We start from the raw sequence: 18,960 nt of genomic DNA on the forward strand, positions 1-18,960 counted from the left end.
AGCGTTGAGGTAATGGCGCTGGTCGAGCTCGCCCGATTCCAGACCAAGGTCGAGGCCGACCTCGCCCGGCTGCTGCTCGAGGCCGAGGGTTTCGAGGCGATTCTGTTCGACGAGGGCATGAACAACATCGGGCTCGGCTCGATCATGCCGATCCGGCTGATGGTGCTCGAAGAGCAGTTTGACGAGGCGGCCCGGCTGCTCGTCGAGGAAGGGCTGCTCTAGAGCAGGTGCGCGACCGCGCAGAGGTCGACACCGACCTTGGCGGCGATCCGGTCGAGCTCGTCGCGCGAAACTCCGTCCTCGGCCCGGGCGACCGCCCAGGCCAGGGTCGAGCGGTTGCCGGCCCGGCAATAGAGCAGGAGCTTGCCTTCGCCGCAGTCGCGGATGGCTTCGCGGACCGCATCGACGTCGGCCGGCCCGATGCCGCGAACGATCGGAACGTGGCGGTACTCGATCCCCGCTGCCTTGGCCGCCGCCTCGATTTCGGCGCCGAGCGGCTGGCCCGGGTCTTCGCAGTCGGGCCGATTGTTGACGATCATGGTGACGCCCTGGCTGCGAAGCTCGGGGACGTCGTCGGGCCTGATCTGCCCGCTCACCAGCGTCTTGTCGTCAAGCTGGCGCAACATTCTGAGCCTCCTCCTGGGCCGCGACCGCGGCGAGCATCGCCTCTCCATAGCGCACCAGCTTGGCCTCGCCCACGCCCTGGATTCGCGACAGGTCGGCAAGGGTGCGCGGCCGCTCATCGGCGATCCCGCGCAGGGTCGAATCGTGGAACACGACATAGGGTGGAACCCCGGCCGCGGCGGCGAGGTCGCGGCGGACGGCGCGCAGCGCCTCGAACATCGGATCGGCCGGGCCCTCGACGCGCCGGCGCGAGCGCTTGCGCCTGGGCGGCGGCACCGCGATGGTCAATGCCTCCTCGCCCTTGAGGATCGGCTTGGCCGCGGGCCCGAACGACAGCCCGCCATAAGCGTCGGCTCGAAGCGCATCGCGGGCGATCAAGGCGCGCGCGACCGGTCGCACCAGCGCCTGCTCGTCCGGCGAGGCGATCCCGAACACCGACAATCGGTGGTGGCCGAAGCCGCGCACCTTCTCGCTGTCGTTGCCGGCCAGCACGTCGGCAAGATGGGCGACTCCGAAGCGCATCTCGGTGCGGAACGCCGCCGACAGCAGTTTGCGGGCGACCTCGGTCGCGTCGATGGTCGCCGGGGGCCACAGGCAATTGTCGCAATTGCCGCAGGCTTGCGGCGGCTGCTCGCCGAAATGGCGGAGCAGGATCGCTCGCCGGCACGACGCGGCCTCGACGAACGCGGCCAGCGCGTTCAGCCGCTCGCGCTCGGCCGGCCGCCGCTCCGGTTCGACGTCCTGCTCGATCCGCCGCCGGGCGAGCGCGAAATCCTCGGCCGACCAGAACAGCCAGGCCTCGGCCGGCTCGCCGTCGCGCCCGGCGCGGCCGGTCTCCTGGTAGAACGCCTCGATCGACTTGGGGATCGCCGCGTGGGCGACGAACCGGACGTCGGGCTTGTCGATGCCCATCCCGAAGGCGACCGTCGCCACCATCACCATGTCTTCGGAGCGCACGAACGCCGCCTGGTTGCGGGCCCGGACCCCGGGGTCGAGGCCGGCATGGTAGGGCAGCGCCCGACGGCCGGTCGCAGCGAGCTGTTCGGCCAGCCGCTCGGCCTTGTCGCGGCTCGGCGAATAGACGATCCCCGGCCCCGGCTGATCGCCGAGCAATTGCTTGAGCTGGCCGCCGATGCCGTCGCGCGGCTGGACAAAATAGCGGATGTTGGGCCGGTCGAAGCCGGCGATCACCAACCCGTCCTCGGGAATTCCGAGCTGGGCGAGGATGTCGCCGCGGGTGCGCGCGTCGGCGGTCGCGGTCAGCGCCAGCCGAGGCACGTCCGGCCGCCGGTCGAGCAGCGGCCTCAGCAGACGGTAGTCGGGCCGGAAGTCGTGGCCCCATTCGCTGACGCAATGCGCCTCGTCGATCGCGATCAGCGCCAGCGGCACGCCCTCGAGCAGCCGGGCAAAGCCTTCGGTCGTCGCCCGCTCGGGCGCGACATAGAGCAGGTCGAGCTCGCCCGAACGAAACCGCTGCTCAGTCCGCTCGCGGTCGTCATCGGCCGACGTCAGCGACGCGGCCCGGATGCCCATCGTGTCGGCCGAGCGGATCTGGTCGTGCATCAGAGCGATCAGCGGCGAGATGACCAGCGCGGTGCCGTCCCTCGCGAGCGCCGGCAGCTGGTAGCACAGCGACTTGCCGGCCCCGGTCGGCATCACCGCCAGCGTCGGCCGTCCGGCCATCACCCGCTCGACCACTTGGCTCTGCACTCCGCGAAACTCGGCAAAGCCGAACACTCGGCTGAGGATTTCGCTCGCGTCCCGGCTCATTCGGCGGCCTCCGCGGCTTCCTCGACGACGCGCTCGGCCGCCTGGCGGTACCACAATTCGGCGTAGAGCCCGTTCGCCTCGAGCAGCTTGTCGTGGGTGCCGCGCTCGGCGACCCGGCCGTCATCGAGGACGACGATCTGGTCGGCGCCGACGACCGTCGACAGGCGGTGGGCGATGACGATCGTGGTGCGGCTTTGAGCGACCCGGTCGAGGGTGTCCTGGATCGCCTGCTCGGTGCGGCTGTCGAGCGCGGATGTCGCCTCGTCGAGCACCAGGATCGGCGGGTCCTTGACCAGCGTGCGGGCGATCGCGACGCGCTGCTTCTCGCCGCCCGACAGCTTGAGGCCGCGCTCGCCGACCATCGATTCATAGCCGTCGGGAAGGGCGGCGATGAAACCGTCGATCGCCGCTCCGCGAGCCGCCTCGTCGACCTCCGCCCGTCCGGCGCCGTCGCGGCCGTAGGCGATATTGTACTCGATGGTGTCGTTGAACAGCACCGTGTCCTGGGGGACGATGCCGATCGCCGCCCGAAGGCTCGATTGCTCAACCCGCGCGATGTCCTGCCCGTCGATCGTGATGCGCCCGGCGGTCGGGTCGTAGAACCGGTAGAGCAGCCTCGCGAGCGTCGACTTGCCGGCGCCCGACGGGCCGACCACCGCCACCGTCCTGCCCGGCGGGACATCGAGGTCGAGGCCCTTCAGGATCTCGCGCCCCGGCTCGTAGCCGAAGCGCACCTTCTCGAACCGGACGTGGCCGCGCGTGACCTGAAGCGGCGGCGCTCCGGGCTGGTCGACGACCTCGGCCGGAGTGTCCATCAGCTCGAACATCGCCTCCATGTCGATCAGCCCCTGGCGGATCGAGCGGTAGACCCACCCGAGCATGTCCAGCGGCCGAAACAGCTGCATCAGAAGCGCATTGACCAGCACCACGTCGCCCGGAGTGAAGCGGCCCTGGCTCCAGCCCCAGACCGTGAAGATCATCGCCCCGGCCATCATCAGATTGGTGATCAGCGACTGGCCGATGTTGAGCCAGGCGAGCGACGTCTCGTTCTTGACCGCCGCCTCGGCGTAGGCGCCGATCGCCTGGTCGTAGCGCCCGGCCTCGCGCTCCTCGGCGCCGAAATATTTGACCGTCTCGTAATTCAGCAGCGAGTCGACCGCCCGGCCGATCGCCCGGTTGTCGACCTCGTTCATCTCGCGCTGGACGCGCGCTCGCCAGTCGGTGACCAGCCTCGTGAAGACGATGTAGACCGCGACCATGGCCAGCGTCGCGGCGACCAGGCCGGGGCCGAACTTGACGAAGAAGATGACGCAGATGGCCGCCAGCTCGATCACCGTCGGGGCGATGTTGAACAGCAGGAAATAGAGCATCATGTCGATGCTCTTGGTGCCGCGCTCGACGATCTTGGTCAGGCTTCCGGTGCGCCGCTCGAGGTGGAAGCGCAGCGACAGATCGTGGACGTGGCGGAATACGCGGCCGGCGAGCTTGCGGGCGGCGCGCTGCCCGACCTTTTCGAACAATGCGTTGCGAAGGTTGTCGGCGAGCACTCCGGCGAAGCGCGCGACGCTGTAGGCGACGACCAGCCCGGCAACGACTCCGAACGCGACGGCTCCTGCCGACATTCGGTCGATGATCGCCTTGTAGGCGAACGGCATCAGCAGGACTGCCGCCTTGCCAGCGAGGACCAGCAGCACGGCGGCGATGACCCGCGCCTTGAGCTCGGTCTCGCCTTTCGGCCACAGCATCGGCAGGAAGCGCAGCAGCACCGGCAAGCCCCCGCTCCCCCGCTCCGTCAATGCCGCCGCGTCCCGCATCCGCCAAAGGTAGGAACGTGCAGGGCCGCGGGCAAACGGCAATTCGCGAAGCGCTGGGATCGGCGGGATGATCGGCCGTCGGAACCGGCGACGGAGCGGTCGGTTTTCTTCGCGAGGAGCGATCCCATGAGCAAGAACCAGAACCACCATCTCGACGACGCGCCGCAAAGGGCGGCGAACCAGAAGAACCAGATGTCCGACGATCCCGCCGACGGCAACCGGACCTCCTTCACGCTGGGCAAGGACGGCACCACGCCGGTCGAAAAGGCGCCCGAGGAGGAGGACCAGGACCAGTCGGCGATCGAGGCCTTCGGCGAGGAAGGGGCGGGGATCGCCGCCAAGGAGTAAGACGATGCCCGACGTCATCGAACCGATGATCCATGAAGACGAGCAGCCCGGTCACGAGAGCGAGCTGGAACCCAAGCCCGACTGGGAGCCGCGGTACGACGGGTCGGATCGCCTGAAAGGCAAGGTCGCGCTGATCACCGGCGCCGACAGCGGCATCGGCCGGGCGGTCGCGGCCCTGTTCGCGCGCGAGGGCGCCGACATCGCCATCCTCTATCTGTGCGAGCACGACGACGCCGAGAAGACCAAGCAGATCGTCGAGAAGGAAGGCCGCAAGGCGATCGCGATCGCCGGCGACCTCGGCGACAAGAGCTTCTGCGAGCGCGCGGTCGCCCAGACCGTTCAGCAACTCGGCCGGCTCGACATCCTCGTCAACAACGCCGGCGAGCAGCATTGGGAGAAGGACATCCGCGACATCAGCGAAGAGCAGCTGCGTCGGACCTTCCAGACCAATATCTTCTCGATGTTCTATCTGACCCAGGCGGCCCGCCCGCATCTCAAGGAAGGCGCTGCGATCATCAACTGCACATCGGTGACCATGTACAAGGGCTCCGAGCTGCTGCTGGATTATAGCGCGACCAAGGGGGCGATCACGGCTTTCACCCGCTCGCTGTCGCAGGCTCTCGTCGAGGACGGCATCCGCGTGAACGCCGTCGCTCCCGGCCCGATCTGGACGCCGCTCAATCCGTTCGGCGGCCAGCCGAAGGAGAAGATCCCCGAATTCGGCAAGGATACGCCGATGGGCCGGGCCGGGCAGCCGAACGAAGTGGCCCCGTCCTTCCTGTTCCTCGCCTGCGAGGACTCGAGCTACATGACCGGCCAGACGCTTCACCCGAATGGCGGGGTCGTCGTCAACGGGTAGGAAATTTCACCAAGCCGTGGCGCGATAGACCGGTAAATTCTACCCGGCCGCTGCGGCGTCTATTGAAAACACAGCACTTTTTGCATTTGGCACGCTTCCTGCAATGTTGTTGGCGTGGACCCGATCCCGGGTCCGCACGACAAAAAAGGGAAGTTTCCAATGACCAATTCGATCCGCCAGACCGCCGCTGCTTTCGCCGCCGCCATCATCACTTCGCTCGTGTTCGTCAGCTCGGCGACCAGCGCGCTTCCGATCGCCTAAGGGCCGGTTGCCAAGTCTTCCAAAGAAAGAGTTTCCAATGAACCAGCGTTTTCTTCTCAACCGCGAGCAGGGCAAGGTGATGGGAGTCGCCGCCGGGTTCGCCGACTGGACCGGCATCGATGCCCTCGTCATCCGCCTCGGCCTGGTCGTCGCCACCCTGGTCACCGGACCGGTGATGATCCTGCTCTACGTGCTGACCGGCTGGCTCGCTTCCGACCGCTAGAGCGCCGGACCGGCCAGCCCCATTTTCCTCATTCTTCGCGACCGCCCTCCAGCTCGAACCCCTAAAGCGGCAGCGCGCAACCGCTCCGCTGCTCCCCGCCGACGGTCAGAGTGACCGCGATCGGATAGCGATTGTCCGACATCCCGTCCGAGCACCCCGGCCGCGGCCGGGTGCGAAGCACGAACGGCGAGCCGCCGAGCGCCCCCACCCAGCTGCCGTTGGTCGTCGTTCCGCTGAATCGAGTCCACACGCGGGTGCCCTTCTGGTCCTCGGGGTGCGAGTAGGTGACGCAGCGCCCCTCGATTCGAGCGCCCCAGAACGGCTCGGTGCCGATCGCCCGGATGCGGTTGGCGGGGACCGGCTTGCCGTCCTGGGTCAAGCAGGCGCTGGCCGGCTGCGGCGGGGGCTGCGGTGCGGGTTTAGCCTTGCCTTGCGCGCACGCGCCCACGAACGCGCGCGCCAGATTGCTCGGCGGAGCCGGATGCGGCCCGCTGGACTGCGCTCCGTAGCTTGCCGCGACCGGTCCGGAGACCAGCGCCATGAGCTTGCCCGGAACGGCGCCGCGGCCGCTCACTCCCCCGCGCTGGGAGTCGCCGCGTGGATCGGCGACCAGCGCCGCCGCCTCGCCGCCGCTCCCGAACGACAGCCGCTCCTCGCTGCCGATCGGCCGGAACGAGGGGACGTTGACCAGGATTTCATTCTTTCGGGCCGGGCAGAACAGCCGGATCGCGGTGCTTCCCGACGCCGACAGCAGCGCCAGGGCCACGCCCTCGCCGCTCGACTGCAGGTCCCAGCCAGGCGAACCCGGGGCGGCGGGATCGGTGGCGGCCGGAGTGCCGGCATCGACGGCGGCGACATTCTCGCCGGCATCGGGACGGCCGATGTTCTCCTCCGGCCCTTCTTGTCGGGAGCAGCCGGCGGCCAGCAGCGCGGTCACCAGCAAAATGGAAGTGCGCATCGCGGCTCCCTTGTTCCTTGCGTTCGCCAACCAACCCGCGGCGGCGACGGCGGTTGCGCCGGCTGGACAGTGGAGGCGTTCGGGGGCAGTTACGCAAGCTCCCGTGGCGAGCAATCCCCGCGATGGCGAAAAGACTCGTAAAGGATGGACAATGCGCAAGCTGCTGCTCGGCCTGGCTGGGGCAATCACGGCGGCGAGCCCGGCCGCGGCCGCCCTCCCGGTCGGCGCCAAGGCCCCGAATTTCGTCACCACCGGGGCGATGGCCGGCAAGCCGTTCCAGCTGAACCTGAAGCGCGAGCTGCGCAAAGGCCCGGTGGTCCTCTATTTCTTCCCCAAGGCGTTCACCAAGGGCTGCACGCTGGAGGCCCGCGCGTTCAGCGAGGCCAGCGACGAGTTCCGCAAGGCCGGCGCGCGGGTGATCGGCATGTCCGCCGACGACCTGCCCACCCTGAAGCGCTTTTCGGTCGAGGAGTGCCGCAACGCCTTCCCGGTGGCCACGGCGACCGCGGCGACCGTCAACGCCTATGACGTGGCGATGCCGGTGGTCGGCAAGCTGACGACGATGTCCAACCGGACCAGCTACGTGATCGACCGCAACGGCCGAATTGCCTTCGTCCACTCGAAGCTCGATTGGTCCGGACACGTTAAAAAGACGCTCGCCGCGGTGAAGGGGCTGAAGAAACGATAGTTAACGCGGTCGGCCGCCGGTTCGCCCGGACGGCACGCGCCGGAGTGCCGAGCGCAACTCGGCGCTGACCGAACTGCGCGAATTCGACGGCTGCCGCCGTTACGCAATCGGAACCATTTCGTTCGCCTGTGCGCTAAGTAGCGGCAGTTTTCACAACAGGGGAAATGTCATGAAGATCATCACCACGCTCGGCGTCGCCATCGGCCTTTCGGCGCTCGCGGCTTGCGGCGGCGCTGCCGAGGAGAACGCGGACAATATGGACGCCAATCTCGTCATGCCGGCGGACAATTTCGACACCATGGACGCCAATGCCGCCAACGAAATGGACGTCAACCTCGGCAATGACGCCAACATGACGGACGGCGCCAACGCCGACGCGGCCGCCAACAACGCCGCCGGCAACACCGGCTACTGATCGGTTCACCGGTGATCATCGGGGCGGGCGCCCTGTCGGCAAGACAGGCGCCCGTTTCGCGTTTATAGCCGCCGATAGGGAGCGCCATCGGGCGCACCGAGCCGGGAGAGCGACCATGGCCAAGGGCCAGAAACGATCGAGCAAGGAAATCCGCAAGCCCAAGGCGGACAAGGGCAAGAAGCAGAACGCGTCCAACCCTTCGACCAAGGAAGGAGTCGTCCGCGGCCTCGACAATTTCAAAGGCTGAGGGCGCGGGAATGCGCGTTTCGCGGCGGGCCGGAGCGCTGGCGCTCGGCGCATCGGTGGCGGCCGGCTGCTCGACCTTGCCCCAGCCTCACCGCCCGGCTCATCCGCAGGAGCAGTTCATGGCCCGCCTCGCGGCGCTGTGCGGCAAGGCGTTCGCCGGGCGGCTGGTGACGAGCGATCCCGCCGATGCCGACATGGCCGGCAAGCCGCTGGTGATGCACGTCGCGCGCTGCGCCCCGAACGAGGTGCGAATCCCGTTCCACGTCGGCGAGGACCGCTCGCGAACCTGGATCATTTCGCGCACCTCGAGCGGCCTCAGGCTCAAGCACGACCACCGGCATAAGGACGGCGCCCCCGACGCGGTGACGATGTACGGCGGCGATACCGCAGGGCCGGGCACGGCGAGCCGGCAGGAATTCCCGGTCGACGCGGAATCGATTGCCCTGTTCCGCGCGAACAAGCTCGATCGGTCGGTGACCAACGTCTGGGCGGTCGAGGTCACGGACCGCACGTACGCCTACGAGCTGCGCCGGCCGGCCGGGCCCGCCGAGCGCCATTTCCGGGCCGAGTTCGACCTCACCCGGCCGGTGCCCCCGCCGCCGCTGCCGTGGGGGTGGAAGGGCTAATCGATCAAGCGGGTCCCTCAGCAGGGTTGATTCAGCCGAGGAACCGATTTGGCCGCCCGAGCGCTTAGTGGCGGCTTCACCAACCAGGGGAAAACAGGATGAACATCATCAAGTCGCTCGCGATCGCCGCCGGAATCGCCGGGCTCGCCGCCTGCGCCGGCGGAGGCGAGGAGAACAACGCCGCCAACATGGACGCGAATCTGACCGACATGAACGCGGGCATGGACATGAACGCCGGAATGGACATGAACACGACGGTCAACGCGGCCGATGGCATGAATTCGACCGAGAACGCAGTGGTCAACGACCTTACGACCAACGACGCAGACGCGAACCTCGCCAACGGCACGTAATCCAGCGGAGAGCACGCGCTGGTACGGGGCGCTCGCGAGAAGCGGGCGCCCCTTTTCATGTGCGCGCACGCGAGAGGCCCAGGCCGAGGTGTCGAAGGGGTCCCGATCAGTCGCAAAGCCGCACTCATGCGCGCCGGTGCGCGCGAGCGGGGCGAAGAAAGGGCGGCCGGTGGGCCGCCCTCCCGTGACCGGCGGTCGCGCCGGTCCGACCGCTCGCCGTTCAGGCGGTGCGGATATAGTAGAGCCGGAGCTTCCGGTCATAATCCTCCGACCAGTTCGGCTGCTCGTCGCGGCCGTGGCTGGGCGCCTTGTCGCGCTGGAAATCCTCCTTGGTGACGCCCTTCAGCTTGAAGCCGCCGAGCTTGGTGTCATAGTCGAGTCCGTCCCACGGCAGCGGGAAACTGTCCTCGCCAAATCCGAACAGGCCGCCGCAGCTCATGACGACATAGCGAACCTGGCCGTCCAACTTGCCGATCATCACCTTGCGGACGGTGCCGAGCTTCTCTCCATTGCGGTCGAAAACCTGCGTGCCTTCGACCTTGTCGGACGCGATCATCTGATGAGTCTCGTTCTTGTCGACGACATCAGGGGCGGGGGGGCGCGTCTGGGTGGTAGTGGTCATCGTACGATGCCTCCTTTTTAATGTGCGAATGGGTGCGCGGATCGGCGCTCGAGAGGCGCGGCGTCGCGCAAGGACGCGGAAAAAACCGCGCCTTCACTCAACCAACGAAGGGGCGCCGCCGGGGTTGCGAGCTTCGGAGCGCCTGGAGCACGGCTCGCCGAGGAACGGCGAGCGCCGGCCTCCGAACGGCCGCGGAAAGTCGCAAAATCGCACTGCACGCGCGTGAGTCGCTCGCAAGGGGACGTGGGTGTCGGGAAAGGTGGTGACCGTGCACCCGTCAGCGTGGAGCAGGCGAATTCCAAATAGGACAGCGAAAAGTGACCGCGCTAGAGGGCTGCGATGAGCGAGGTCCGGATCCTGGTCGACGCCGACGCCTGTCCGGTGAAAGAAGAAATCTACAAGGTCGCTTTCCGCCGCGCCGTGCCGGTCAAGGTGGTCAGCAACTCGCGGATCCGCGTGCCCGATCATCCGCTGGTCGAGCGGGTGCTGGTCGGCGACGCATTTGATGCCGCCGACGACTGGATCGTCGAGCAGTCGGACGCGCGGACGGTGGTGATCACCGGCGACATCCTGCTGGCCGACCGCTGCCTCAAGGCCGGAGCGACGGTCCTCGGCCCCACCGGCAAGCCGTTCACCAGCGCGAGCATCGGCAGCGCGATCGCCACGCGGGCGATCATGGCCGATTTGCGCGCCGGGGCCGGCGTGACCGGCGGCCCGGCGCCGTTCGCCAAGGCGGACCGCTCGCGCTTCCTGCAGGCGCTGGATGAGGCATTGGTGCGGTTGGGCCGGCCGTAGGGCCGTGAGGCAGAGGAAGTGAGCCGCCCCTTATTGTTCGGCCGGGGCCTGGGCGAGGGCCCGCGACAGGATTGCGCCGACTTCCCGCGCATAGCTGGTGAACATGGCGACGATGGCCTCGTCGGTCACGTGGCGGGGCGCCGGGTCGATCGCGCACAGCGTGCCGAAGAAGCTGCCGTCCTCGAGGTAGACCGGGAACGCGCAATAACTCTTGAAGCCGTAAATGACCGGGACCGGGTGCCGCGACCATTTGATGTCGTCGCTCGCATCGTCGAACACGATCGCCTCGCCGCTGTCTCGGATCTCGTCGCAGATCGTCTCGTGGATCTTGAGCTCACCGCCCGGATCGAGCCCGAACCCGATCCGGTCCTCGCACAGGCAGGCGATCCAGCGCCGCTCGGTCACCCGCGCCACCGCCGCGAACCCCATGCCGGTCGTGTCGCAGATATGCAGGAGAATCGCGCGCAGTCGCTCGTCGCGCCCAAGGGCGATGGCTTCAGTTTTCAGGTCTTGCACGGCTTGCCCCCGTTCTTACCGGCGCAGGGTGGGCCCGAAGGGGAGCCGATACAAGGCTTTGGGCTATCATTGTTGAGCACACTGTCACCGCAATCTGGATGAGGGCATCGTCGCCGGTGGGCACCAAGGGAGGGATTGCGTCGGCCCGCCGGTGAATCGGTGGTCAATGTCACCTTTCTTCGATCCGGTCGAAGAATGCGATTCCTTGACATTGAAGAGGCGCAGCGGGTTTCGAGCTACTCCCCTGCGGGAACGTATAAATCCCCGCCGTCGCGGTAGCGCTTGCTCATTTGAGCAAAGCCCGCGTCGATGTCCTGATTGGACATCTCGGCTCCGGCCATTTCGGCTTCCGAGGGCCCCTCCCCTTTGCTCGGGACGAACGGGTGGGGGTTGGCCTTCGCGAAGTCTCTCACTTCCTGGCTGATCTTCATCGAGCAGAATTTTGGGCCGCACATGCTGCAGAAGTGGGCGGTCTTGGCGCCTTCGGCGGGCAGCGTCTGGTCGTGGAACTGCTCGGCGGTGTCGGGATCGAGCGACAGGTTGAACTGGTCGCGCCAGCGGAAGTCGAAGCGCGCGCGGCTCAGGGCGTCGTCGCGCAGCTTCGCCGCCGGATGGCCCTTGGCGAGGTCTGCGGCGTGGGCGGCCAATTTATACGTGACGACTCCGACCTTGACGTCGTCGCGGTCGGGGAGGCCGAGATGCTCCTTGGGGGTCACGTAGCAAAGCATCGCGGTGCCGAACCAGCCGATCATCGCCGCTCCGATGCCGCTGGTGATATGGTCGTAACCCGGCGCGATGTCGGTGGTCAGCGGACCCAGCGTGTAGAACGGCGCTTCGCCGCACACGGCCAGCTGCTTGTCCATATTCTCCTTGATCTTGTGCATCGGCACGTGGCCGGGGCCCTCGATCATCACCTGGACGTCGTGCTCCCATGCCTTCTTGGTCAGCTCGCCCAGCGTGTAGAGCTCGGCGAACTGGGCTTGGTCGTTGGCGTCGGCGATGGAGCCGGGGCGCAGGCCGTCGCCGAGTGAGAAGGCGATGTCATAGGCCTTCATGATCTCGCAGATCTCGTCGAACCGTTCGTAGAGGAACGACTCCCGGTGATGGGCGAGGCACCATTTGGCCATGATCGAGCCGCCGCGGCTGACAATTCCTGTCACCCGGTCGGCGGTCATCGGCACGTAGGGCAGCCGCACCCCGGCGTGGATGGTGAAATAGTCGACGCCCTGCTCGGCCTGCTCGATCAGCGTGTCGCGGTAGATTTCCCAGCTCAGCTCCTCGGCCACCCCGCCGACCTTCTCGAGCGCCTGGTAGATCGGCACCGTGCCGATCGGCACGGGCGAGTTGCGGATGATCCATTCGCGGGTGTCGTGGATGTTGCGGCCGGTCGACAGGTCCATCACCGTGTCGGCGCCCCAGCGGATCGCCCACACCATCTTGTCGACCTCGGCCGCGACGTCCGAAGCCACGGCGCTGTTGCCGATGTTGGCGTTGACCTTGACCAGGAAGTTGCGGCCGATCGCCATCGGCTCGGTTTCGGGGTGGTTGATGTTGGCGGGGATGATCGCCCGGCCGCGCGAGACCTCGTCGCGGACGAACTCGGGAGTGACCAGATCGGGGATGGCGGCGCCGAAGCTTTGGCCGTCGCGTGTCTGGGTCGAAGTGATACTTCGACCCAAGTTTTCCCGCTCGGCGACGTACTCCATTTCTGGAGTGATGATCCCTCGCTTGGCGTAGTGCATCTGGGTGACGTTTTGGCCGGAGCGGGCGCGCACTACGCGCTTGCGCACGGACGGGAAGGGGGCAACTCCGCCGCTTCGGTCGGGGCCGAGCTGGCCATTGTCCTCTGGGCGGACCTCGCGCTGGTCGATCTCCTCGACGTCGCCGCGGCCGCGGATCCAGTCGCGGCGAAGCTCGGGCAGCCCGGCCAGGATGTCGATGCGCTCAGCCGGATCGGTGTAGGGACCGCTGGTGTCGTAGAGGATCACCGGCGGCTCGCCCGACGTGGGCTCGAGGTCGACGGCCCGCATCGCCACGCCCCGGCCAAGATTCGCTCGCTCGCCGAGGTGAATCTTGCGCGAGCCGCGGATCGGGCCGGTGGTAACTTTTAGTTCCGTTCGCGCAGGTGCATCGGCCATCGCTCATCTCCTCAGACGGAGGGATGGCGTCGCCGCGCTCCCTCCCTACGCCCGCGTCAACGGGATCAGGTTCAACGGGTCGCGGCCCGGACGGCCGCCTCTCAACCGCTCGCGCGGTTCCCCGGGGATGGGAGCCTGTTAGGCGCTCGTTGGGCGCCGCGCCAGCGCCTTAGGCGGCTTTTATCGGCTGGTCCGGGCCGAACTCCGCCGGGCGCTGCGCTCCTGGGCGCTGATCTTGCCGTCCTTGTTGGTGTCGAGGCGGTCGAACGTCGCCAGCGTCGGCGCTCCGAACTCTTGGCGGGTGATCTTGCCGTCCTTGTTGGCGTCGAGCCGCTGCAGAACCGCGGCGGCGGCCCCAGCTTGCACGGGCGGGATCGACGCCTTGAACTCGGCAAGGCTCAGCTGGCCGTTCTTGTCGGTGTCGAGCTTGGCGAAACCTTCTTCCGCGCGCTTGGCGATGCGCGCCGCGGCCTGTTGCCGGGCGCGAGCTTCGGCGGCGTCCATCTCGGCCTTGGTGATGGTGCCGTCGCCGTTGGTATCGAGCGCCTTGAACCGTTGATCCAGCCCCTGCGCGACCTGGGCTCGACTAGGGGCCTGCGACTGCCCGGCGGTCGTTTGAGCGCTCGCTGCCGACGCGAGGGCGACCAGCATCAGCGGCGCCACGGTGTGGCGGAATGGATGGGGCAAGCTAGTTCTCCAATATCGGTGTTCGGGGCGGGAATGGGGCCGCCAAGCTGACTATCGAGTGAACTGCCGCGCGCTCACCTCTTCCTTCCAGGCGCAAGGAGCGGCATCAGGGTGGCCATGCGTTCGCTGACCCATCTCGACCGGCTCGAGGCCGAGAGCATCCATATCCTGCGCGAAACCGTCGCCGAGGCGGAGCGGCCGGTGATGCTCTACTCGATGGGCAAGGATTCGGCCGCGATGCTGCGCCTGGCGCAAAAGGCGTTCTTTCCGGGCCCGCTGCCGTTCCCACTGCTGCACGTCGACACCGGCTGGAAGTTCCGGGACATGTACGCGTTTCGCGACAAGGTCGCGTCAGAACCCGGAGTCCGGCTGATCGTCCACAAGAACCCGGAAGCCGAGCGGCGCGGGATCAACCCGTTCGACCACGGCCCGCTGCATACCGACTTGTGGAAGACGGAAGGGCTCAAGCAGGCGCTCGACGAGCACGGCTTCGACGCGGCGTTCGGCGGCGCCCGCCGCGACGAGGAGAAGAGCCGCGCCAAGGAGCGCATCTTCAGCTTCCGGACCGCCAACCACCGCTGGGATCCCAAGCGCCAGCGGCCCGAGCTGTGGTCGCTGTACAATGTCCGCAAGAACAAGGGCGAGAGCCTCCGGGTGTTCCCGCTGTCCCACTGGACCGAGCTCGACGTCTGGCAATATATCCTTCGCGAGGGGATCGACGTGGTCCCGCTCTATTTCGCCGCCGAGCGGCCGACGGTCGTCCGCGACGGGCTGATCCTCTTGGTCGATGACGAGCGCTTGCCGCTGGACGGCGAGCAGCCGCAGTTGCGCAAGGTCCGTTTCCGCACGCTCGGCTGCTATCCGCTGTCGGGCGCGATCGAGAGCGATGCCGCGAGCGTCGAGGACATCATCGCCGAGATGCTGGTGACCAGCACATCCGAACGCCAGGGACGCGCGATCGACCGGGATTGCGGCGCCGCCAGCATGGAGAAGAAAAAGCAGGAGGGGTATTTTTGAACCGCCCCGCGTCCGATGTCGCCGAATGGCTGCGCGCCCAGGACCGGATGGAGATGTTGCGCTTCATCACCTGCGGCAGCGTCGATGACGGCAAATCGACGCTGATCGGCCGCCTGCTCTACGACAGCCGGCAGATTTTCGACGACCAGCTGGCCAGCCTCGAAGCCGACAGCAGGAAGGTCGGCACCCAGGGCGACGCGATCGATTTCGCCTTGCTGGTCGACGGCCTTTCGGCCGAGCGCGAGCAGGGCATCACCATCGACGTCGCCTACCGCTACTTCGCGAGCTCCAGGCGCAGGTTCATCGTCGCCGACACTCCGGGGCACGAGCAGTACACTCGCAACATGGTGACCGGCGCCTCGACCGCCGACCTGGCGGTGCTGGTCGTCGACGCGCGCAAGGGCGTTCTGACCCAGACCCGGCGGCATAGTTTTCTCGCCCACCTGCTCGGCATCCGCCGCTTGGTCCTCGCGGTCACCAAGATGGACCTGGTCGACTACGACCAGGCGGCGTTCGACGCGATTTGCGCCGACTACCGATTGTTCGCCGACAGCATCGGCATCGCCGATTGGGTCGCGATCCCCGTCTCGGGACTCAACGGCGACAATGTGATGGCTCCGAGCCAGGCAACGCCCTGGTACGGTGGCCCCAGCCTGCTCGACCATCTCGACACGGTTGCCCTCGGCGCGGCCGACGATGCCGCCAAGCCGCTGCGCCTGCCGGTGCAGTGGGTCAGCCGGCCGGACCAGAACTTCCGCGGCTTTGCCGGCCAGATCGCGTCGGGACGGATCGGTCCTGGAACCGAGGTTCGGATCCTGCCGTCGGGCCGGCGCAGCCGAATCGAACGCGTCGTCACGCTCGACGGCGATCTGGACGAAGCGGTCGCCGGCCAGTCGGTGACGGTGACTCTGGCCGACGCGGTCGACTGTTCGCGGGGCGACGTGATCGCGGCCGCCGAAAATCCGCCTGAAGCCGCGGACCAGTTCGAGGTCACGATCGTCTGGATGGGCGAGGACGATCTGCTCCCCGGCCGCGGCTATTGGCTGAAGCTCGGCACCCAGACGGTGACCGCGACCGTCCAGCAGCCGAAATACGAGATCAACGTCAACAGCCTCGAGCATCTCGCGGCGCCGACCCTGGCCCTGAACGCGATCGGGGTGGCGGAAGTCGCGACCGACCGCGACATCGTCTTCGAGAGCTATTCGGTACCCGCTTCCAATCCGAACCGGGCGCTCGGCGGCTTCATCCTGATCGACAAGCTGACCAACGCCACGGTTGCCGCCGGGATGATCCACTTCGCGCTCCGGCGAGCGCTCAACATCCACCGCCAGCACCTCGACGTCGACCGCGACACCCACGCCAGGATCAAGGGCCAGAAGCCCGCAGTGCTGTGGTTCACCGGCCTGTCGGGCGCCGGCAAGTCGACCATCGCCAATCTCGTCGAGAAGAAACTGGTCGCGCTGGGCAAGCACACTTTCCTGCTCGACGGCGACAATCTCCGCCACGGGCTCAACCGCGACCTCGGTTTCACGGACGCCGACCGGATCGAAAACATCCGCCGAGTCGGCGAGGTCGCCCGGCTGATGGCCGACGCGGGCCTCATCGTGCTGACCGCGTTCATCTCGCCGTTCCGGGCCGAGCGCGAGATGGCCCGCAAGATGATCCCGGAGGGCGAGTTCATCGAAATTTTCGTCGACACTCCGCTGGCCGAGGCCGAGCGGCGCGATTCCAAGGGCCTCTACGCCAAGGCGCGCGCCGGCGAGCTCGCCAATTTCACCGGCATCGACAGCCCCTACGAGCCGCCCGAGCAGCCGGAGGTGCACATCGAGACGGCGCGGATGAGTCCGGAAGAGGCCGCGGACGCAGTCATCGAGGCGCTGATGCCCCGCCTCCGCTGAGCGAAGCGGCAGCGGCCTGCAACTAAGTCCAGCGACAGCAGTTACGGCACGGTCATGAAGCTGCTGCTCATCGCCGGCGCCGCTGTCGTAGTCGCCTCGAACCCTGCCCGGGCGCAAGACGGCGACGACTATCGCGTCCGGGTCGGGCTCGGAGCTCAGCTGCGGCCGGAGTTCAAGGGAGCCGAGGACACCGAGGTGGCTCCGCTGTGGGATCTCGACATTGCCCGCGGGTCGAACCCGTTTCGCTTCGAAGCACCCGACGACAGCTTCGGCATTCGGCTCATCTCCGGGAAAAAATTCGCGGCCGGACCTGCGGCGAATATCGAGAGCAGCCGAAAGAATTCCGACGTCGGCGCGCCGGTCGGCAAGGTGCCGACGACCATCGAGGCTGGCGCCTTCGCCGAGTTCTACGCCAGCGATTCCTTTCGCTTGAGAGGTGAGATCCTCAAGGGCATCGGCGGCCACAAAGGTCTCGTCAGCGCCGTCGGCGCCGATTACATCGTTCGCGACGCCGACCGCTACGTGTTCTCGGTCGGACCGCGGCTGCTGCTCTCCGATGGCCGCTACCAGCGCGCTTTCTTTGGAGTGGACGCCCCGGCGGCCGCAGCAACGGGGCTGCCGCTGTACCGGCCCGACGGCGGCCTCCATGCCGTCGCGCTCACCAGCGGGCTATCCTACCAGTTCAGTCCGCAGTTCGGGCTGTTCGGGTTTGCCCGCTACGAGCGGCTGGTGGGTGATGCCGCCAAATCGCCGATCATTCGCGAATTCGGCTCGCGCAACCAGCTGTCCGGCGGACTGGGCCTGAGCTACACCTTCACGATCCGCCGCTAAACCGCGTCTGCTGCCTTAAGCGTCAGTCTCCCTCGCCCGGGTCCGGCGTGAAATATTTGTCGTACTTGCCCTCTTCGCCCTTGTGCTCATCGGCGTCGGCCGGGCTGTCCTTCTTGCGCGTGATGTTCGGCCATTGCGCGGAGAAAGTCGTGTTGAGCTCGACCCATTTCTCGACCCCGCCTTCGGTGTCGGGAAGGATCGCCTCGGCCGGGCACTCGGGCTCGCAGACGCCGCAGTCGATGCACTCGTTGGGGTTGATGACGAGCATGTTCTCGCCTTCGTAGAAGCAGTCGACCGGGCAGACCTCGACGCAATCCATATATTTGCAGCGGATACAGGCGTCGGTGACGACATAGGTCATTGGCTACTCGCGCTCCCTGTAGCCGCCCCGCTATGCTCCGGCGCGCGGCGCGTCAACGCCCGGAGGTTCCTCGAGCTCCCGATAGCATTCGCGCGCTTCGCCGGCCGGGCCGCGGCGCGCCGGCAGAGCGATCACCCTGAGCACCCGGACTCGGTCGCGCAGAGGGAGCGCAATGGTGCTTCCGATGCGCACCGGCTCGCTGGCCTTGGCGACCCGCTTGCCGTCGATGCGGACATGGCCGGCATCGACCAGCGCCTGGGCCAGGGTGCGGCTTTTCACCAGCCGGATGCAGTGGAGGTAGCGGTCGATCCTCATATTTCCGCTAGTCGGACAAGGGTTCAGCGCTTGAGGTCGGCGAGCGCTGCAAAGGCGTTGGGCGCGCGCTTGCCGGCGGCGTCGGGGCGTCGTGCCCGCCGGCCGCGCCAGCGCCACGCGTCGCCGGCCCGGGCGAAGCCAATCTCGGTCATCAGCTTGGCGATGGAGTCCTCGTCGAGCCCGACCGACCGCGCCAGCTCGGCGTCGACCGGGTCCTTGCCGCCCGCCGACTTCACCTTGTGGGCGTGGCTTGCGAGCCGGTCGGCGAGATCGATCCGAAGCCATTGGCGGCCGATCCGCCGATAGGCCAGCGCCGCTCCGCGCGGATCGGCGTTCGATCCGAGCATCGCCGCCTCGGCTGCCGGCAGTTCCGGCATCGGCAGGCCGGACCGCACCGCACCGAGCGCCGCCCGCCAGCGCTGCACGGCGGGCTTCAGGAGCGCCGGAACGAACAGGTCCAGCGGTCCCAGGCGCACGCGCAGCTTGTGCAGCGCTCGCCGGTCGACCGGATCGAGCGCGGCGATCGGCGCCAGCATCGCCCGGCGCGGCGCGACTCCACCGGCATCGGCGAGCATCGCGGCCAGCGCCCGCACTC

23 protein-coding genes, 1 pseudogene and 1 riboswitch are annotated in these 18,960 nt (G+C 67.5%); of the genes and pseudogenes, 13 read left to right on the forward strand and 11 right to left on the reverse strand.

Features of this window, described 5'->3' with window-relative positions; translation table 11 throughout:
* The first annotated feature begins 12 nt into the window (after positions 1-12).
* Positions 13-222, forward strand: coding sequence for a DUF2007 domain-containing protein (locus H0T81_RS01250; protein WP_294009003.1), 210 nt, complete (start codon positions 13-15; stop codon positions 220-222).
* On the opposite strand, the gene H0T81_RS01255 is transcribed toward H0T81_RS01250, so the two are convergent.
* Genes H0T81_RS01255 through H0T81_RS01265 form a run of 3 tightly spaced genes read right to left on the reverse strand, consistent with a single transcriptional unit; the run spans position 219 to position 4,139 of the window.
* Entirely contained in the window at positions 219-626 is a 408-nt protein-coding gene (locus H0T81_RS01255; RefSeq protein ID WP_294009005.1) for a TIGR01244 family sulfur transferase, read from the reverse strand. The two genes, H0T81_RS01250 and H0T81_RS01255, sit on opposite strands and share 4 nt — an antisense overlap.
* Positions 610-2,394, reverse strand: a complete 1,785-nt coding sequence (recQ, locus tag H0T81_RS01260) for a DNA helicase RecQ (RefSeq protein WP_294009007.1) — start codon at positions 2,392-2,394, stop codon at positions 610-612. Before recQ ends, H0T81_RS01255 begins: the two co-directional genes overlap by 17 nt.
* Positions 2,391-4,139 (reverse strand): ABC transporter ATP-binding protein/permease, encoded by a 1,749-nt coding sequence (locus H0T81_RS01265; protein WP_294009039.1) that lies wholly within the window; start codon positions 4,137-4,139, stop codon positions 2,391-2,393. The genes recQ and H0T81_RS01265 overlap by 4 nt, the downstream gene beginning before the upstream one ends.
* A 195-nt stretch (positions 4,140-4,334) precedes the next feature.
* On the opposite strand from H0T81_RS01265, the gene H0T81_RS01270 reads away from it, so the two are divergent.
* The 3 genes from H0T81_RS01270 (at position 4,335) to H0T81_RS01280 (ending at position 5,899) form a co-directional block, all read left to right on the forward strand.
* Positions 4,335-4,556: a hypothetical protein gene (locus H0T81_RS01270; RefSeq protein WP_294009009.1), complete on the forward strand. Its 222-nt coding sequence runs from the start codon at positions 4,335-4,337 to the stop codon at positions 4,554-4,556.
* A gap of 4 nt (positions 4,557-4,560) precedes the next feature.
* A complete protein-coding gene (locus H0T81_RS01275; protein WP_294009011.1) occupies positions 4,561-5,415 on the forward strand; it encodes an SDR family oxidoreductase in 855 nt (284 codons plus the stop codon).
* Between the two features lie 298 nt (positions 5,416-5,713).
* Positions 5,714-5,899 carry a PspC domain-containing protein gene (locus H0T81_RS01280; RefSeq protein WP_294009017.1) on the forward strand — a complete coding sequence of 62 codons (186 nt, stop codon included), beginning with the start codon at positions 5,714-5,716 and terminating at the stop codon, positions 5,897-5,899.
* 61 nt (positions 5,900-5,960) lie between these two features.
* On the opposite strand, the gene H0T81_RS01285 is transcribed toward H0T81_RS01280, so the two are convergent.
* Positions 5,961-6,857 carry a hypothetical protein gene (locus H0T81_RS01285; protein WP_294009019.1) on the reverse strand — a complete coding sequence of 299 codons (897 nt, stop codon included), beginning with the start codon at positions 6,855-6,857 and terminating at the stop codon, positions 5,961-5,963.
* Between the two features lie 151 nt (positions 6,858-7,008).
* On the opposite strand from H0T81_RS01285, the gene H0T81_RS01290 reads away from it, so the two are divergent.
* The 5 genes from H0T81_RS01290 (at position 7,009) to H0T81_RS01310 (ending at position 9,185) form a co-directional block, all read left to right on the forward strand.
* Entirely contained in the window at positions 7,009-7,545 is a 537-nt protein-coding gene (locus H0T81_RS01290; protein ID WP_294009021.1) for a redoxin domain-containing protein, read from the forward strand.
* A gap of 169 nt (positions 7,546-7,714) precedes the next feature.
* The gene (locus H0T81_RS01295) at positions 7,715-7,960 is read left to right on the forward strand and encodes a hypothetical protein (RefSeq protein WP_294009023.1); all 246 of its coding nucleotides are present in this window, start codon (positions 7,715-7,717) and stop codon (positions 7,958-7,960) included.
* Between the two features lie 115 nt (positions 7,961-8,075).
* Positions 8,076-8,207: a hypothetical protein gene (locus tag H0T81_RS01300; protein WP_294009024.1), complete on the forward strand. Its 132-nt coding sequence runs from the start codon at positions 8,076-8,078 to the stop codon at positions 8,205-8,207.
* Positions 8,208-8,217: 10 nt separating this feature from the next.
* Positions 8,218-8,832: a hypothetical protein gene (locus H0T81_RS01305; protein ID WP_294009026.1), complete on the forward strand. Its 615-nt coding sequence runs from the start codon at positions 8,218-8,220 to the stop codon at positions 8,830-8,832.
* A gap of 98 nt (positions 8,833-8,930) precedes the next feature.
* A complete protein-coding gene (locus H0T81_RS01310; RefSeq protein ID WP_294009027.1) occupies positions 8,931-9,185 on the forward strand; it encodes a hypothetical protein in 255 nt (84 codons plus the stop codon).
* A 220-nt stretch (positions 9,186-9,405) separates the two neighbouring features.
* Here H0T81_RS01310 and H0T81_RS01315 read toward each other — a convergent pair whose 3' ends face one another.
* Positions 9,406-9,807, reverse strand: coding sequence for a PRC-barrel domain-containing protein (locus H0T81_RS01315; RefSeq protein WP_294009029.1), 402 nt, complete (start codon positions 9,805-9,807; stop codon positions 9,406-9,408).
* 339 nt (positions 9,808-10,146) lie between these two features.
* On the opposite strand from H0T81_RS01315, the gene H0T81_RS01320 reads away from it, so the two are divergent.
* Positions 10,147-10,602: a YaiI/YqxD family protein gene (locus H0T81_RS01320; RefSeq protein WP_294009030.1), complete on the forward strand. Its 456-nt coding sequence runs from the start codon at positions 10,147-10,149 to the stop codon at positions 10,600-10,602.
* 30 nt (positions 10,603-10,632) lie between these two features.
* Here H0T81_RS01320 and H0T81_RS01325 read toward each other — a convergent pair whose 3' ends face one another.
* From H0T81_RS01325 to H0T81_RS01335, 3 genes are all read right to left on the reverse strand, one after another.
* Entirely contained in the window at positions 10,633-11,118 is a 486-nt protein-coding gene (locus H0T81_RS01325) for a GAF domain-containing protein (RefSeq protein WP_294009031.1), read from the reverse strand.
* A gap of 236 nt (positions 11,119-11,354) precedes the next feature.
* The gene (gene thiC / locus H0T81_RS01330) at positions 11,355-13,256 is read right to left on the reverse strand and encodes a phosphomethylpyrimidine synthase ThiC (protein WP_294009032.1); all 1,902 of its coding nucleotides are present in this window, start codon (positions 13,254-13,256) and stop codon (positions 11,355-11,357) included.
* A gap of 38 nt (positions 13,257-13,294) precedes the next feature.
* Positions 13,295-13,384: riboswitch (TPP riboswitch) on the reverse strand.
* 52 nt (positions 13,385-13,436) lie between these two features.
* Positions 13,437-13,943: an EF-hand domain-containing protein gene (locus H0T81_RS01335; protein WP_294009033.1), complete on the reverse strand. Its 507-nt coding sequence runs from the start codon at positions 13,941-13,943 to the stop codon at positions 13,437-13,439.
* Between the two features lie 117 nt (positions 13,944-14,060).
* On the opposite strand from H0T81_RS01335, the gene cysD reads away from it, so the two are divergent.
* From cysD to H0T81_RS01350, 3 genes are read left to right on the forward strand one after another with little or no spacing between them, the layout of a single operon-like run.
* Positions 14,061-14,960: a sulfate adenylyltransferase subunit CysD gene (cysD, locus tag H0T81_RS01340; RefSeq protein ID WP_294009040.1), complete on the forward strand. Its 900-nt coding sequence runs from the start codon at positions 14,061-14,063 to the stop codon at positions 14,958-14,960.
* Positions 14,957-16,858: a sulfate adenylyltransferase subunit CysN gene (cysN, locus tag H0T81_RS01345; RefSeq protein ID WP_294009034.1), complete on the forward strand. Its 1,902-nt coding sequence runs from the start codon at positions 14,957-14,959 to the stop codon at positions 16,856-16,858. The genes cysD and cysN overlap by 4 nt, the downstream gene beginning before the upstream one ends.
* A 54-nt stretch (positions 16,859-16,912) precedes the next feature.
* A complete protein-coding gene (locus H0T81_RS01350) occupies positions 16,913-17,689 on the forward strand; it encodes a MipA/OmpV family protein (protein ID WP_294009035.1) in 777 nt (258 codons plus the stop codon).
* Positions 17,690-17,711: 22 nt separating this feature from the next.
* Here H0T81_RS01350 and fdxA read toward each other — a convergent pair whose 3' ends face one another.
* From fdxA to H0T81_RS01365, 3 genes and pseudogenes are all read right to left on the reverse strand, one after another.
* Positions 17,712-18,050 carry a ferredoxin FdxA gene (gene fdxA / locus H0T81_RS01355; protein ID WP_294009036.1) on the reverse strand — a complete coding sequence of 113 codons (339 nt, stop codon included), beginning with the start codon at positions 18,048-18,050 and terminating at the stop codon, positions 17,712-17,714.
* A gap of 30 nt (positions 18,051-18,080) precedes the next feature.
* The gene (locus H0T81_RS01360; RefSeq protein WP_294009037.1) at positions 18,081-18,365 is read right to left on the reverse strand and encodes a S4 domain-containing protein; all 285 of its coding nucleotides are present in this window, start codon (positions 18,363-18,365) and stop codon (positions 18,081-18,083) included.
* A 23-nt stretch (positions 18,366-18,388) separates the two neighbouring features.
* Positions 18,389-18,960: pseudogene (locus H0T81_RS01365) on the reverse strand (helicase); the annotation flags it as partial.

The sequence above is a fragment of the Sphingomonas sp. genome, assembly GCF_013812825.1.
Lineage (GTDB): Bacteria > Pseudomonadota > Alphaproteobacteria > Sphingomonadales > Sphingomonadaceae > Sphingomicrobium.